General features: G+C 65.8%; 11 protein-coding genes. 10 read left to right on the forward strand and 1 reads right to left on the reverse strand.

The window, feature by feature from the left end:
• Positions 1 to 5 precede the first annotated feature (5 nt).
• From E7V67_005055 to E7V67_005080, 6 genes are all read left to right on the forward strand, one after another.
• A complete protein-coding gene (locus E7V67_005055) occupies positions 6 to 1001 on the forward strand; it encodes a sterol desaturase family protein (protein ID WUR14476.1) in 996 nt (331 codons plus the stop codon).
• Entirely contained in the window at positions 1001 to 1825 is an 825-nt protein-coding gene (locus E7V67_005060; GenBank protein WUR14477.1) for an EI24 domain-containing protein, read from the forward strand. Before E7V67_005055 ends, E7V67_005060 begins: the two co-directional genes overlap by 1 nt.
• Positions 1822 to 2613, forward strand: a complete 792-nt coding sequence (locus tag E7V67_005065; protein ID WUR14478.1) for a molybdopterin-binding protein — start codon at positions 1822 to 1824, stop codon at positions 2611 to 2613. Before E7V67_005060 ends, E7V67_005065 begins: the two co-directional genes overlap by 4 nt.
• 241 nt (positions 2614 to 2854) lie before the next feature.
• Positions 2855 to 5998, forward strand: a complete 3144-nt coding sequence (locus E7V67_005070; protein ID WUR14479.1) for a transglycosylase domain-containing protein — start codon at positions 2855 to 2857, stop codon at positions 5996 to 5998.
• Between the two features lie 147 nt (positions 5999 to 6145).
• A complete protein-coding gene (locus E7V67_005075) occupies positions 6146 to 7519 on the forward strand; it encodes a TAXI family TRAP transporter solute-binding subunit (GenBank protein ID WUR16231.1) in 1374 nt (457 codons plus the stop codon).
• 109 nt (positions 7520 to 7628) lie between these two features.
• Positions 7629 to 10124: a TonB-dependent receptor gene (locus tag E7V67_005080; GenBank protein WUR14480.1), complete on the forward strand. Its 2496-nt coding sequence runs from the start codon at positions 7629 to 7631 to the stop codon at positions 10122 to 10124.
• Between the two features lie 99 nt (positions 10125 to 10223).
• Here the strand turns inward: E7V67_005080 and E7V67_005085 are convergent, their stop codons facing one another.
• Positions 10224 to 10682, reverse strand: a complete 459-nt coding sequence (locus tag E7V67_005085; protein WUR14481.1) for a rhodanese-like domain-containing protein — start codon at positions 10680 to 10682, stop codon at positions 10224 to 10226.
• 349 nt (positions 10683 to 11031) lie between these two features.
• On the opposite strand from E7V67_005085, the gene glnA reads away from it, so the two are divergent.
• From glnA to ntrC, 4 genes are all read left to right on the forward strand, one after another.
• Entirely contained in the window at positions 11032 to 12447 is a 1416-nt protein-coding gene (gene glnA, locus E7V67_005090) for a type I glutamate--ammonia ligase (GenBank protein ID WUR14482.1), read from the forward strand.
• A 137-nt stretch (positions 12448 to 12584) separates the two neighbouring features.
• Positions 12585 to 13049: a DUF4124 domain-containing protein gene (locus E7V67_005095; protein WUR14483.1), complete on the forward strand. Its 465-nt coding sequence runs from the start codon at positions 12585 to 12587 to the stop codon at positions 13047 to 13049.
• Positions 13046 to 14167, forward strand: coding sequence for a nitrogen regulation protein NR(II) (glnL, locus tag E7V67_005100; protein WUR14484.1), 1122 nt, complete (start codon positions 13046 to 13048; stop codon positions 14165 to 14167). The genes E7V67_005095 and glnL overlap by 4 nt, the downstream gene beginning before the upstream one ends.
• A gap of 51 nt (positions 14168 to 14218) precedes the next feature.
• Positions 14219 to 15688, forward strand: coding sequence for a nitrogen regulation protein NR(I) (gene ntrC, locus E7V67_005105; GenBank protein ID WUR14485.1), 1470 nt, complete (start codon positions 14219 to 14221; stop codon positions 15686 to 15688).
• Positions 15689 to 15747: the final 59 nt, after the last annotated feature.

Below are 15747 nucleotides of genomic sequence, written 5' to 3' on the forward strand. Positions count from 1 at the left end.
ACAATATGATTCATCTGCTGACCGAATGGTTCGCGCAGGCGCAGGGCTGGCTGTTCCAGTCCGTGATCGAACCGGCCATGTTCTACGCCGGCCTGGCGGACTTCCTCGACGATGCCTTCGAAGGCACCGAATGGTTCCTGATCGGCCTGTGCGAACTGCTGCTGATCTTCCTCGTGCTGCGGCCGCTGGAAGCGCTGGTGCCGGTGCACGGTTTTGCCGACCGGCGCGCGCGCTGGAACGATTTCGTCTACACCCTGCTGCACCGGCTGGGTTTTTTCCCGCTGCTGATTTTCTTTACCGTCGATCCGCTGATGGACCACGTGGCCGGCTGGCTGCGGCTGGAGAACGTGCGCCCGTTCAACCTGGAGAACCTGGCGCCGGACATGAGCCCGCTGGCCAGCTTCGCCATCTATTTCGTCGTGCTGGACTTCTTCGATTACTGGTTCCACCGCGCCCAGCACCACTTCCGCTGGTGGTGGGGCTTGCACAGCCTGCACCACAGCCAGCAGAACATGAACCTGTGGAGCGACGACCGCAACCACCTGCTGGACGACCTGCTGCGCGACGTCTACCTGGCCCTGATCGCGCTGGCCATCGGCGTGCCGCCCGGCCAGTACGTGCTGCTGGTGTCGCTGTCGCGCATCCTGCAGAGCCTGCAGCACGCGAACGTGCGCATCCACTTCGGCCGCGTGGGCGAATGGCTGCTGGTATCGCCGCGCTACCACCGCATGCACCATGCGGTCGGCGCCGGCCATGAATCGAAAGGCAAGGGCAGCCTGGGCGGCTGCAATTTCGCCGTGCTGCTGCCGATCTGGGACATCGTGTTCGGCACCGCCAACTTCGCCGCCGGCTTCGCCCACACGGGTGTGCGCGACCAGCTGCCGCGCACGGCGCCGGACGGCACCATCGTGCCGGGCCGCGACTATGGCCGCGGTTTCTGGCGCCAGCAGTGGCTCGGTTTGCGCCGGATGGTGGAATTCTCGCGCCGGAGGGCCGGCTGATGCGCGCCGTCGCCAATGCGTACGGCCGCGCCGTACTGTCGCAGCTGCACCTGCGCATGCTGGTGCTGTCGGCCATGCCGCTGGTGCTGTCGCTGCTGCTGTGGGGCCTGCTGCTGTACTTCGGCCTGCAGCCGCTGCTGGACTGGCTGCACACCAATTTCGTCGACTACGAGATCTTCCGCACCACCAGCGACTGGCTCGAGCGCCTGCACCTGGGCTTCCTGAAGTCCGTCGTGGTGCCGTTCTTCGCGCTGCTGTTGCTGCTGCCCTTGATGATCCTGTCGGCGCTGCTGTTCATGAACATCGCGGCGATGCCGTTCATCGTGCGCCACGTGGGCGGGCGCCATTACCCGAAGCTGGAACAGAAGCAGGGCGGCAGCATGCTGGGCGGCCTGCGCGCGGCCTTGTCCTCGTTCGCGGTCTTCATCGTGATCTGGCTGGCCACGCTGCCGCTGTACATCGTGCCGCCGCTGGCGATGATCTCGTCCACGTTGCTGTGGGGCTGGCTGACCAGTCGCGTGATGTCGTATGACGCGCTGGCCGACCACGCCAGCGAGGAAGAACGCCGCACCATCCAGCGCGAGCGCCGCCGCGACCTGCTGGTGATGGGCCTGGTGTCGGGTGCCATGGGTTCCTTGCCGCCGCTGCTGATGGCGGCCGGCGCAGTGCTGTTCGTGGCGCTGCTGCCGCTGGCGCTGGCCGTCATGATGTGGCTGTATGTGCTGATCTTCATCTTCACGGCGCTGTGGTTCCAATACTATTGCCTGGAGGCGCTGGCGCAGTTGCGCGCGCGCGAGCAGGCTGTCATCGTGGAGCAGGCATGACCATCGGATTGATCATCATCGGCGACGAGATCCTGTCGGGCAAGCGGGTCGACCAGCACTTCCCGAAAGTGGTACAGCTGCTGGCCGCGCGCGGCCTGCAGCTTGGCTGGGCCGAATACCTGGGCGACGACCCGGCGCGCATCACGGCGACACTGCGCCGCACGTTCGCCACCGATGACATTGTGTTTTCCTGCGGCGGCATCGGCGCCACGCCGGACGATCACACCCGCCAGGCCGCGGCCGCCGCGCTGGGCCGGCCGCTGGTGCTGCATGAAGAAGGACGTCGCAATATCGAGCAGCGCATCGTGCAGGTGGCGCGCGAGGCGGGCAAGCAAGCCGACCTGAACGCGCCGGAAAACCTCCAGCGCCTGAAGATGGCCGAGTTCGCCGAAGGCGCCACCCTGATCCCGAACCCCTACAACAACGTGGCCGGCTTCGCGCTCGGCACGCATTACTTCGTGCCGGGCTTTCCCGTGATGGCCTGGCCGATGATCGAATGGGTGCTCGATACGCACCATGCCGACCTGCACAACCGCGAACCCCGCACCGAACGTTCTGTGCTGGTGTGGGAAGCGGCGGAATCGGCATTGACGCCGCTGATGGAGGAGCTGGAAAGCGCCTGCGCCGGCATCAAGGTGTTCAGCCTGCCCAGCGTGGGCGACGCTCACACGCGCCGCCATATCGAGCTGGGCGTGAAGGGCGCGCCCGACCAGGTCGAGGCCGCTTTTGCGCGCCTGTGCGCCGGCCTCGATGCCCTGCACGCGCAGTACTCGCCGCCCCCTGCATGACAAGCGTGTGACCGTTGCGTGACAGCTTGCCGGCGCGTCAACCGACCATGCGGATGACCCGTTGTTTTTTTGCGAAAAACTCCGGGCCGCGTCAAATATTCGCCGGGTTGGGCTGTGCGCATGGGGCCGATGTGGTGCAATGACGTTAGCGCGCTGCAACATGAGCCGCCGACGTGCCTGTCGCCGCCGCCGCAAGCAATTGAAAAATGATGAGTAGTAAAACTCGCGTAGCAATCAAACCATGTCTTCCCAAACCGATCACGAGAGCCCGCGCCTGGACGACGAACAGCCGGCGACGCCGCCCCCCTCCGAACCCCGCAAGAGCAAACGATCCCGCAACGCCTTCATCGTGCTGATGCTGGTGCTGCTGTCGCTCGCCATCTGGTGGCTGGTGCAGGAGGTGCGGACCTCGAAAATGCAGGCCAGCTATTTCAGCGGCATCGTCAAGCAATTGCACTACAAGGTCGAGCCGGGTCCCAGCAAGTCGATCCGCTTCCCCAAGGACAGCCCGTATGACGAGCGCCTGGGCTACGCCAACATGCCGGACTACCTGGCGCGCCTGAAGCAGCGCGACTACGAGGTCACGGCGCAGGCACGCTTCTCGCCGAAGATGCTGCAACTGGCCGACATGGGCGTGTTCACCACGTTCCGCGAAAAGACCCGCACCGGCCTGACGATCTACGACTGCCGCGCGCAGCCGCTGTTTACGGCCAGCTACCCGGAACGCATCTACCCCGGCTTCGAGCAGGCGCCCACGGCGCTGATCCACAGCCTGCTGTTCATCGAGAACCGCGAGCTGCTCGACAACAAATACCCGACCCGCAATCCGGCGGTCGAGTGGGACCGCCTGTCGAAGGCGATCCTGGAAAAGTCGGCCAGCGCCGTCGGCCTGGCCGGCAGCCGCGCCGCCGGCGGTTCCACGCTGGCCACGCAGATCGAGAAGTACCGCCATTCGCCGGAAGGGCGCACCGGTTCGATGAAGGACAAGCTGCAGCAGATGGTCTCGGCCACCCTGCGCGCCTACCAGCAGGGCCCGGATACGACCGCCGTGCGGCGCCAGATCGTCGTCGACTACCTGAATACCGTGCCGCTGTCGGCCAAACCCGGCTACGGCGAGGTGAACGGCATCGGCGACGGCATGTGGGTCTGGTACGGCCGCGACTTCAACGAAGTCAACGAACTGCTGTCCGGGAACATGGACAAGCCGGGCAGCGCGCTGGCGTTCAAGGAAGCGCTGTCGCTGCTGATCGCGCAGCGCCGCCCCAGCTACTACCTGGGCGCCGGCGACGAGGACCTTGAGGTGCTGGCCAACAGCCACCTGCGCCTCTTGGCGCAGGCCGGCATCATCACGCCGGCGCTGCGCGACGCGGCGCTGAAGGAAAAGCTGCACCCGGCCCAGGGCAATGGCCTGCAGTCGGCGCCGCCGATGAACTACGTGACGAAGAAGGCGTCCAACGCGGTGCGCGTGCACCTGGCCAACCTGCTGGGCGACAACCGCATGTACAACCTGGACCGGCTCGACCTGTCCGTCGTCAGCACGCTGGACGCCAGCGCGCAGAAGGCCGTCACGTCGATGCTGCGCCAGCTGCGCGAGGCGGATGCGGCGCAGCAGGCCGGCCTGACGGGCAAGGGCATGCTGGGCAACGGCGATCCCGCCAACGTGGTCTACAGCTTCACCTTGCTGGAGAAGGGCGACAAGGTCAACTATCTGCGCGTGCAGACCGATAACTATGACCAGCCGCTGGACATCAACGAAGGCGCCAAGCTGGACCTGGGTTCGACGGCCAAGCTGCGCACGCTGGTCACCTACCTGGACATCATCGCCCAGCTGCACAAGAAGTACGGCGGCATGGGCGCGGCCGAGCTGCAGAAGCAGATGGTCGATCCGAAGGACCGCCTGAGCGCGTGGGCCGTCGAGTACCTGGCCGGCACGCCGATGGACAAGCGCGACCTGACGACGATGCTGAACGCGGCGATGGAGCGCACCTATTCCGGCAATCCCGGCGAAGGCTTCTTCACCGGCGGCGGCCTGCATTACTTCGGCAACTTCTCGAAGGAAGACGACCATCGCATCCTGACGGTGCGCGAAGGCCTGCGCCGTTCGACCAACCTGCTGTTCGTGCGCCTGATGCGCGACGTGGTGCGTTATTACTCGTTCCAGATGCCGGGTTCCTCGGCCAGCCTGCTGGCGGATGCGGACGATCCGCGCCGCGCGCACTACCTGGCCCGTTTCGCCGACAAGGAAGGCAAGGAATTCCTGTACCGCTTCTACGCCAAGTACAAGGGCAAGCCGAAGTCGCAGCTGGACAAGATCCTGGTCGACAGCATCCGCCCGACGCCGCTGCGCCTGGCCAATATCCACCGCACCCTGTTCCCGGATGCCTCGCTGGGCGAGTTCGCGATGTTCGTCAACGGTAACCTGACGTCGCAGAACGAAGTACCGCAAGAGCGCCTGGAAAAGATGTACGAGCAGTACGCGATGGACAAGTGGAACCTGGCCGACCGCGGCTACCTGGCCAATGTGCACCCGCTGGAACTGTGGCTGGTGGCCTACCTGCGCCAGCACGAAGGCGCCACCTTGTCGCAGGCGGTGGCGGCTTCCGAGAAGGAGCGCCAGGAAGTCTACCAGTGGCTGTTCAAGACGCACCGCAAGCACGCCCAGGACAAGCGCATCGCCGGCCTGCTGGAGATGGAAGCCTTCATGGGCATCCACAAGCAGTGGAAGAGCATGGGCTATCCGTTCGATTCGCTGGTGCCGTCGTACGCGACGACGCTGGGCGCGTCGGCCGACCGGCCTGCCGCGCTGGCCGAGCTGATGGGCATCATCGTCAACGGCGGCGTGAGGAAGCCGACGCAGCGCATCGACACGCTGCACTTCGCCGCCGGCACGCCGTACGACACCAAGGTGGCGCGCGCCAAGCAGGTCGCGGCCGAGCAGGTGCTGGCGCCGGAGGTGGCGCGCGTGGTCGCCGACGAGATCCGCGGCGTCGTCTCCGACGGTACCGCCAAGCGTGCCAAGACCGCCTTCACGGCCGCCGACGGCAGCAACATCCCGGTGGGCGGCAAGACCGGCACGGGCGACCAGCGCTTCGACGTCTACGCGGCCGGCGGCCGCCTGATCGAGTCGCGCTACGTGAACCGTTCGGCCACGTTCGTGTTCAACATCGGCGAACGCTTCTTCGGCAGCATGACCGCCTACGTGCACGGCCCGGAATCGAAGAACTACGACTTCACCAGCGCGCTGCCGGTGCAGCTGCTGACGGTGCTGGCACCCAGCCTGATGCCGTTGATCGAACCGAACCAGCAGGCCGTGGTGCCGGCCGATTCGACGGTGGCCGCGGCCGCCGCGGCGCTGGGCGCGCCGCTGAAGGCCTGCGGCGGTTGATGTAAGAAAAGCAGCAACACCGGGGACAGGTACCGACCTGGAGGTCTTCGACCTCCAGGTCGGTACCTGTCCCCTTGGGTTTCCCCTTGCACAAGGAGCGAAAAGTTGGCAAGGTAGCCAGCCATGAAACCCGTCCTCCGCTCCACGATGAACCGCATTCGCAAGTTCACCAGCTTTTCGCTGCGTGACCTGGTCGCCTCCGCCGCTCCCACCATCCTCGTCATCGCCGCCGTCTGCGTGCTCGCCTACGTCATCGTCGACCCCGCGCCGCCGCGCCAGGTGGTGCTGGGCACGGGGCAGGACAACAGCGCCTACGACATGTTCGGCAAGCGCTACGCGGCCGCGCTGAAAAGCGACGGCATCGCCGTCACGCTGCATGGCTCGCACGGTTCGCGCGAGAACCTGCGCCTGCTGAAGGAAGGAAAAGTCGACATCGCCTTCATGCAGAGCGGAACCACCGACGAGGCGGCCGCCGAGCGCGACGGCCTGGTGTCGCTGGGCAGCCTGTTCACGGAGCCAGTCTGGTTGTTCCTGCGCGAACGGCCCGGCCAGCCGGCCGTCACCCAGCTGACGCAGCTGCGCGGCCTGAAGATCAATATCGGCGCCAAGGGCAGCGGCGCGCCCCGGCTGTTTCGCCAGCTGCTGGACGTGAACGGCGTAGCGCCATCCGAGTTGCAGACCAGCCAGCTCGACAACACCCCGGCCACCGTGGAACTGCTGGAAGGGCGCAGCGACGGCCTGGTGTTCGCGGCCGCGCCGGACGATCCGCTGATCCAGATGCTGCTGCAGACGCCTGGCGTCTACCTGTTCGACTTCACCCAGGCCGAGGCCTACACGCGGCGCTTGCCGTTCCTGACGCACGTGACGCTGCCGCGCGGGATCGTCGACCTGGGGCGTGACCTGCCGGCGCGCGACTACCACCTGATCGCACCGACCGCCACGCTGGTGGCGCGCGAGGACCTGCACCCGGCCCTGATCGAATTGTTCGTGCAGGCCGCCGCCAGGATCCATGGCGGGGCAGGGTGGTTCTCGCAGCAGGGCCAGTTCCCGTCGGCGCGCTACACGGAGATCCCGGTGGCGGGCGAGGCCGCCAAGTTCTACAAGGACGGGGCGCCGTTCCTGCAGCGCTACATGAGCTTCTGGCTGGCGAACTTCCTCGATCGCATGTGGGTGCTGGTGGTGGCGCTGGGCGCGCTGATCCTGCCGTTGTCGAAAGTGGTGCCGCCGCTGTACGTGTGGCGCATCCGCTCGCGCATCTACCGCTGGTACGGCCAGCTGCGCACGGTGGAGCAGGCGCTGGAGGATGCCCCGCGCGACGGGCCCGAGGCGCAGCGCACGCAGGTGGCGCGCGCCCAGCTGGCGCGCCTGAACGACATCGAGGATCGCGTCAACCAGGTCTCCGTGCCGCTGTCCTTCGCCGACGACCTGTATGGCCTGCGCAGTCACATCCAGTTCGTCAGGCAGCGCATTCTTAGCCAGACGCCCGGTTTGGCACAAGAAAATACGGTCATTCCGGAATAGACCGTTTGTTTATCACCACAACTTGCCCTTTTTGCCACTGATAGATTTGACATCGAGGCCGCATCGCCGGGAAGATGAAGCGGACCGACATCAACAGGAAGGGATCGAGATGCACCGTAATCGCGTACCTCAGAAGCTGCTCCTCGCCGCCGCCGTCGCCTCGCTGTTCGGCCAGGCCGGCGCCCAGACCCAGGCCGCCGACAGTCCCGCCGTGGACAGCGGCGCCACCGCCACCGTCATCGTGACCGGCACCCGCGTGTCGAACCGCACGGTGCTCGACACCTCGTCGCCGGTGGACATCATCTCGGCCGACACCATCAAGAACACCGGCGTGCCGGAGATCACGCAGGCGCTGTCGGTGGCGCTGCCGTCGCTGAACTTCCCGCGCCCCGGCCTGGCCGACGGTACCGATACCATCCGCCCGGCCACCTTGCGCGGCCTGGCGCCGGACCAGACGCTGGTGCTGGTCAATTCCAAGCGCCGCCACACCTCGTCGCTGGTGAACCTGAACGGCACCATCGGGCGCGGCTCGGCCGCCGTGGACATGAACACGATCCCGACCGGCATCGTCAAGAACATCGAGGTGCTGCGCGACGGCGCCTCGGCGCAGTACGGCTCGGATGCCATCGCCGGCGTCGTCAACATCCGCCTGCGCAACGACCGCAGCGGCGGCGAGGCCGTCGTCAGCTACGGCAAGCGCATCACCGACTACAGCTTTGCCCCCGTGGCCGGACCGGCCGGTTCGACGTGGACCAGCGAGACGGAGCGCTCGCGCCATGACGGCAGCGTCGCCACCGTCAGCCTGTGGAAAGGCCTGGCCTTCGGCGAGACCGGTTTCGTCACCATCGCGGCCGAATACAAGGACCAGGAGCACACGGAGCGCGGCGGTTACGACACGCGCCAGCAGTACCCGCTCGTCAATGGCCAGTTCGACCCGCGCGAGAACACCATCAACCGCTTCAACGCCTGGTACGGCGAGCCGGAACTGAAGCAGTCCACCTTGTTCGTCAACGCCGGCACGGACCTCGGCCGGGTCAAGCTGTACGGCTGGAGCAGCTACCAGAAGCGCGAGGCCCGCTCGGCCGGCTTCTTCCGCCGCGCCCTGGACGACCGCAACGTCATCGCAATCTACCCGAACGGCTTCCTGCCGATCATCGCACCGGACGTGGACGACTTCAGCATCGCCGGCGGCGTCACCTGGAACCTGAACGGCTGGGACATGGACAGCTCGCTCAGCTACGGCAAGAACAAGATGGACTACACCATCGAGAACACGCTGAACCGCTCGCTGGGCGCGGCCAGTCCTACCTCGTTCGACGCGGGCGGCTATTCGTATGACCAGCTGACCTACAACCTGTCGGCCGTGCGCGAATTCGACGTGGGACTGAAGTCGCCGCTGAACGTGGCGCTGGGCGCCGAGGCGCGCCGCGAGGGCTACGAGCTGACGGCCGGCGAACCGGATTCCTACCGCAATGGCGGCGCGCTGCTGCCGTCTGGGCTGCCGACGGCGTCCGGCGCGCAGGTGTTCCCGGGCTTCCGGCCGACCGACGAAACGGACAGCCACCGCAACGCATTCAGCGTGTTCGGCGACATCGAGGCCAACCTGACGCCGGAGCTGCTGGCATCGTTCGCCGTACGCGGCGAGCATTACTCGGACTTCGGCAACAACTGGTCCGGCAAGCTGGCGGGCCGTTACAACTTCACCCCGGCGTTCGCGCTGCGCGGCTCGGTGCAGAACGGCTTCCGCGCGCCGTCGATGCAGCAGCAGTTCTTCACGTCGACGTCGACCAACTTCATCAACGGCATCCCGTTCGACATCACGACGTTCAAGCCGACCGACCCGGCCGCCGTGGCGCTGGGCGCCAAGCCGCTGGACGCCGAGAAGTCGACCAACTTCTCGCTGGGCGCGGTGGCAAAGCTCGGCCGCGGCAGCGTGACGGTGGACGGCTACAAGATCAACATCCGCAACCGCATCGTGCTGTCGGAGAACCTGACGCAGGCGAACGTGCGCAACTACCTGACCGCCAACGGCTTCCCCGGCGTGGGCGGCGGGCGTTTCTTCATCAATGGTGTCGACACGACGACCAAGGGTGTCGACGTGGTGGTGAACTATCCGTTCGCGCTGGGCGACGCCGGCCGGCTGGACGTGACCGTGGCGGGCAACTACACGGACACGGAAGTGACGAAGGTGCCGCAGACGGCGGAGCTGGCGGCATTGTCGCCGGCACCGGTGCTGTTCGACCGCGTCAACGTGCTGACGTTCGAGCAGGGCACGCCGAAAACGAAGCTGACCGCCAGCGGCACCTGGACGCGCGGCGCGCTGGGCGCCACGTTGCGCGCGACGCGCTACGGCAAGGTGTTGACGCCCAGCTCGGCGCCGTTCCCCGATCACATGATGTCGGCGCGCACGCTGGTGGACCTGGAAGGGCGCTACACGATCTCGAAGGCGATGACGTTCGCAGTCGGCGCCGAGAACCTGTTCGACCAGTACCCGGACCCATACCCGGCGGTGCTGAACGCGACGGGCAACGCGCCGTTCACCAACTACTCGCCGTTCGGGCGGTCGGGGCGGTATGTGTATGCGCGGCTGAGCTATTCGCTGTGATGTCGTTGGGGTCGGTCCCCGCAGGGGACTGACTCCGAAGTTCGTGCGTGGTCAGCGGATCTGCTGAACTCCAGGGTCAGTCCCTTGCAGGGACAGACCCTAAGCCCCCACCCAAGGCAAGCCCGCCTTGCACCAACCCCCCACCGTCTTGCGATGCCCCTCGGCATCCTTATCCCCCTCGAAGCCTTCCAGGATATCGAAGCTGTTGGCAAAGCCGTTCTCGGTGGCCAGCTTGGCGGCATGGCGCGAGCGCACCCCGGAGCGGCACAGGAACAGCAGCACGTGGTCCGGCGAAGCCTGTGCCGACAACTGCGCCACGAACTCGGGATTAGGCACGCCGCCCGGATAGGTGCTCCACTGCACCGCGCCATGTTGCGTCTCGGGAATGGCGACGCGGCCGACCCAGTCGCGCTCGGCGTTGGTGCGCACGTCGATCAGCCGCACGTTCGGATTTCCCAGCAGCAGCTGATGCGCTTCCTGGGGCGTGACCGCGCCAGCATAGGGCAGGCCGGCGCCGCGCTCGCGGGCGCGCTGGAGGATGTCGTTGTCGGTGCTCATTTGGCGGTAATTCCTCTGGATCTTCGTTGAACGTGGCGCACACTCCGGCGGCCCACAACGCTGTGGCCTGGGCGCGATGCACCAATTTCTACACATTTTGGGCCGCTGCGCCCAAAACAGGTGCAAAATGCGCTTTTCGCACCAAAGCAGTGCGCTCAGCCGGTTGCGCCAGCGTGGTGCAAAACAGCGCGCGAGCGGGGCTCGAACGATTTTAGTTTCCGTAGGCAGCAAGATCAATGAAGCAATTCGTTATTGCTTAGTCGATTCCTGCTGGCACGCTTTCTGCTTTACATAGCTGGAGTTTCCGCCGCACCATGGTGCTGGCAGCCCTTTCACTTAGGAGATACGCATGGCAATGACCGCCGAAGAAGTTTTGCAGATGGTAAAAGACAACGAAGTCAAATTCGTTGATTTCCGTTTTGCCGATACCCGTGGCAAGGAACAGCACGTGACCGTGCCGGTTTCGCACTTCGATATCGACAAGTTCGAAAGCGGCCATGCCTTCGACGGATCGTCCATCGCCGGCTGGAAAGGTATTGAAGCATCCGACATGATCCTGCTGCCGGATCCAAGCACCGCGAACATCGACCCGTTCATGGAAGAGACGACGCTGTTCATGCAGTGCGACGTCATCGAACCATCGGACGGCAAGGGCTACGACCGCGACCCGCGCTCGATCGCCAAGCGCGCCGAAGCCTACCTGAAGTCCTCCGGCCTGGGCGACACCGCCTACTTCGGTCCGGAACCGGAATTCTTCATCTTCGACTCCGTCAAGTGGAAGATCGACATGTCCGGCGCGATGGTCAAGATCGACTCCGACGAAGCCTCGTGGTCGACCGACAAGGACATCGAAGGCGGCAACAGCGGCCACCGTCCGACCGTCAAGGGCGGCTACTTCCCAGTGCCACCAGTGGACTCGTTCCAGGACATGCGCTCGGAAATGTGCCTGATCCTGGAATCGATGGGCATCCCGGTCGAAGTGCACCACCACGAAGTCGCTGGCGCCGGCCAGAACGAAATCGGCACCAAGTTCTCGACGCTGGTGCAGCGCGCCGACTGGACGCAGAACATGAAGTACGTGATCTGGAACGTGGCGCACAGCTACGGCAAGACCGCCACCTTCATGCCGAAGCCGGTCGTGGGCGACAACGGCTCGGGCATGCACGTGCACCAGTCGATCTGGAAAGACGGCAAGAACCTGTTCGCCGGCGACGGCTATGCCGGCCTGTCCGACTTCGCGCTGTACTACATCGGCGGCATCATCAAGCACGCCAAGGCGCTGAACGCGATCACCAACCCGGGCACCAACTCGTACAAGCGCCTGGTGCCAGGCTACGAAGCCCCGGTCAAGCTGGCTTACTCGGCCCGCAACCGTTCCGCGTCGATCCGCATTCCGCACGTGGCGAACCCGAAAGGCCGCCGTATCGAGACGCGCTTCCCGGACCCGCTGGCGAATCCGTACCTGTGCTTCGCCGCGCTGATGATGGCCGGCCTGGACGGCGTGCAGAACAAGATCCACCCGGGCGAAGCGGCGTCGAAAGACCTGTATCACCTGCCGCCGGAAGAAGACGCGCTGATCCCGACCGTCTGCGCCTCGCTGGAAGAAGCGCTGGATCACCTGAACAAGGACCGCGAGTTCCTGACCCGCGGCGGCGTGTTCACCGATTCGATGATCGATGCCTACATCGAACTGAAGATGACGGAAGTGACCCGCATGCGCCAGACGACGCACCCGGTCGAGTTCGACATGTACTACTCGCTGTAACAGCGGCATGCCGGTCTTGAAACACCGGTAACCAGGACGCGAGGATGGCGGCAAGCCCTCCTCGCGTTTTTTTTCGGATGTTGTATAGTCGGGGCATGAAGATCTGCCGCATTTGCCCAGCCGTTGTCCTGTTGTCCATGTCTTGTGCTGCCGCCCAGGCGCAGATCTACCGCTGCGTGGACGCCAGCGGCCACAAGGAATACACGGACCGCAAGAAGGGCAATCACTGCGTGGCGCTGGACCTGCCGGATCCCGTGATCGCGGCGCCGCAGAAGCGGGAAGGGCAGCCACGGCCGCGGCCCGCCACCACGGCGGCAGCGGCCACGCCGGCACCGCTACCTGCGGCCTTCCCGCGCGTGGACAGCGCGGAGCAGAAGGCGCGCGACGCGGACCGACGCCAGATCCTCACCGACGAACTCAACGCCGAAATGCAGAAGCTTGGCGAGCTGCGCCGTGAATTCAACAACGGCGAGCCGGAGCGTCGAGGCGACGAGCGCAACTACGCCAAGTACCAGGAACGGGTGGCGAACCTGAAGACCTCGATCGCCCGTTCGGAACAGAACGTCGAAGCGCTGAAGCGGGAAATCGCCAACATACGATGAAAATTGTGACCAATATCGCGCGCGCGGCGGCTGCCGCGGCGGCGGTCTTTCCACGCCCGTCCGCGCTGGCGGGCCTCGACCTGCTGGCCTCGGCCGTCGTGATCGTCGACGGGGAGGGGCACATCACCTACGCCAACGCGGCGGCGGAAAATCTGCTGGAAAGCTCGCTCAAGGCCTTGTCGCGGCAGAAGCTGTGCAGCCTGTTCACCAATCCCGCCGAGCTGGAAAACGTGATCGCGCAGGCGCGCGCGCACAAGTTCTCCGACCTGCGCCAGGAGCTGGCCTTGGAGCGGGCCGGGCGCGAGCCGCTGCACGTGCACACGATCGCCAGCGCGCTGGACGAGCCGTCCGACCATGTGCTGCTGGAGCTGCGCGAGACGGTGCAGCAGATGAAGCTGGACCGCGAGGAGCGCCTGCTGGACCAGAGCCAGGTCAACAAGGAGCTGATCCGCAACCTGGCGCACGAAATCAAGAATCCGCTGGGCGGCATCCGCGGCGCCGCGCAACTGCTGGAGATGGAGCTGCCGCCGCTGCACCTGCAGCAACTGCGCGAGTACACGCAGGTGATCATCAAGGAAGCGGACCGGCTGCAGACGCTGGTCGACCGCCTGCTGGCGCCGCACCGCCGGCCACACATCGTCGGCGACGTCAATATCCACGAGGTGCTGGAACGTGTGCGCAGCCTGATGATGGCGGAGTTCCCGGCGGGGCTGGCGATCGTGCGCGATTACGACGCGTCGCTGCCGGAGTTCCGCGGCGACAAGGAACAACTGATCCAGACGGTGCTCAACATCGCCCACAACGCGGCGCAGGCACTGGCCGAGCGCATCGAGGCGGGCGATGGGCAGATCGTTTTCAAGACCCGTGTGGCACGCCAGGTCACCCTGGCGAAGGTCCGTTACAACCTGGCATTAGATTTGCATATCATCGACAATGGACCGGGCATCCCGCCGCAGATCCGCGACCGCATCTTCTATCCGCTCGTCTCGGGCCGCGATGGTGGCAGCGGCCTCGGGCTGACGTTGGCGCAGACCTTCGTGCACCAGCACATGGGCGTCATCGAGTGCGAGAGCCGGCCCGGATATACGGACTTCAGGATCCTGATCCCGCTGCCTTGAGCCGGGACGCCTGGAGCAGTCTCGATCCACATTGCGGGAAGCACAACACACATGAAGCCAATCTGGATAGTCGACGACGACGAATCGATCCGCTGGGTATTAGAGAAAGCATTGGCGAGGGAAAATCTCGCAACGAAGAGTTTTGCCAACGCGCGCGACGCCATTGCCGCGCTGGAATATGAGACGCCGCAGGTGCTGGTGTCGGACATCCGCATGCCGGGCGACTCCGGCCTCGACCTGCTGCAGGTCGTCAAGACGCGCCACCCGGGCCTGCCCGTCATCATCATCACCGCGTTCTCCGACCTGGATTCGGCCGTCGCCGCGTTCCAGGGCGGCGCGTTCGAATACCTGGCCAAGCCGTTCGACATCGACAAGGCCGTCGAGCTGATCCGCCGCGCGCTGGACGAGAGCCTGCGCGAGGCCAATGTCGAATCGGGTCCGGCGGAAACGCCGGAAATCCTCGGCCAGGCCCCCGCCATGCAGGAGGTGTTCCGTGCCATCGGCCGGCTGTCGCAGTCTAACGTCACGGTCCTCATCACGGGCGAGTCCGGCACCGGTAAGGAGCTGGTCGCACGGGCGCTGCACAAGCACAGCCCGCGCGCGGCGCAGCCGTTCATTGCGCTGAACACGGCCGCCATTCCGAAGGACCTGCTGGAATCCGAACTGTTCGGCCACGAGCGTGGCGCGTTCACCGGCGCGCAGGCGACGCGGCGCGGCCGCTTCGAGCAGGCCGAGGGCGGCACCCTGTTCCTGGATGAGATCGGCGACATGCCGTTCGACCTGCAGACGCGCCTGCTGCGCGTGCTGTCGGACGGCCACTTCTACCGCGTCGGCGGCCACCAGCCGCTGAAGGCCAACGTGCGCGTCATCACGGCCACGCACCAGAACCTGGAGCAACGTGTGCGCGACGGCCTGTTCCGCGAGGACTTGTATCACCGCCTGAACGTCATCCGCCTGCGCCTGCCCAGCCTGCGCGAGCGGCGCGAGGACATTCCCATCCTGGTACGCCACTTCCTGCTGCAAAGCGCCAAGCAGCTGGGCGTGGAAGCCAAGCGCATGAGCGACGCCACGCTGACGTTCCTGCAAAGCCTGGACCTGCCGGGCAATGTGCGCCAGTTGGAAAACCTGTGCAACTGGATTACCGTGATGGCGCCGGGCCAGACGGTGGAGGTGAAGGACCTGCCGCTGGAACTGTCGGAAGGGCAAAGCGCGCTGCAGGCGGCGCCCGAGCTGCCGGCGGCCACGCCACACGCGCCGATCGCGGCAGCCGCCGCGCCGGCCGCGCCACGCCCGGACGGCTGGCTGGCGCTGCTGGAACTGCAGGCGGCGACGATGCTGTCGGACGGCCAGCAGGACGTGATGGACGTGCTGGGCCGCCAGTTCGAATCGGCGCTGATCCGCACGGCGCTGAAGTACACGCACGGCCGCAAGAACGACGCCGCCGTCCGCCTGGGCATCGGGCGCAACACGATCACGCGCAAGATTGCCGAGCTGGGCATCGACGGCGCGAAGGAGGATTGACGCCCAGTGGGCGTCCATCCAAAGCCGAGCCCGTGTCCCACCGCGGGGTCAGTCACCAA

The organism is [Empedobacter] haloabium, from assembly GCA_008011715.2.
In the GTDB taxonomy this organism is placed as follows: domain Bacteria; phylum Pseudomonadota; class Gammaproteobacteria; order Burkholderiales; family Burkholderiaceae_D; genus Rugamonas; species Rugamonas haloabia.

Excerpts from the sequence above, each read along its gene's own strand:
- E7V67_005070 (WUR14479.1), top strand. The coding sequence starts at position 2,855 with ATGTCTTCCCAAACCGATCACGAGAGCCCGCGCCTGGACGACGAACAG.
- glnL (WUR14484.1), top strand. The coding sequence starts at position 13,046 with ATGAAAATTGTGACCAATATCGCGCGCGCGGCGGCTGCCGCGGCGGCG.
- ntrC (WUR14485.1), top strand. The coding sequence starts at position 14,219 with ATGAAGCCAATCTGGATAGTCGACGACGACGAATCGATCCGCTGGGTA.
- E7V67_005080 (WUR14480.1), top strand. The coding sequence starts at position 7,629 with ATGCACCGTAATCGCGTACCTCAGAAGCTGCTCCTCGCCGCCGCCGTC.
- E7V67_005075 (WUR16231.1), top strand. The coding sequence starts at position 6,146 with ATGAACCGCATTCGCAAGTTCACCAGCTTTTCGCTGCGTGACCTGGTC.
- E7V67_005085 (WUR14481.1), bottom strand. The coding sequence starts at position 10,682 with ATGAGCACCGACAACGACATCCTCCAGCGCGCCCGCGAGCGCGGCGCC.
- E7V67_005065 (WUR14478.1), top strand. The coding sequence starts at position 1,822 with ATGACCATCGGATTGATCATCATCGGCGACGAGATCCTGTCGGGCAAG.
- E7V67_005095 (WUR14483.1), top strand. The coding sequence starts at position 12,585 with ATGTCTTGTGCTGCCGCCCAGGCGCAGATCTACCGCTGCGTGGACGCC.
- E7V67_005060 (WUR14477.1), top strand. The coding sequence starts at position 1,001 with ATGCGCGCCGTCGCCAATGCGTACGGCCGCGCCGTACTGTCGCAGCTG.
- E7V67_005055 (WUR14476.1), top strand. The coding sequence starts at position 6 with ATGATTCATCTGCTGACCGAATGGTTCGCGCAGGCGCAGGGCTGGCTG.
- glnA (WUR14482.1), top strand. The coding sequence starts at position 11,032 with ATGGCAATGACCGCCGAAGAAGTTTTGCAGATGGTAAAAGACAACGAA.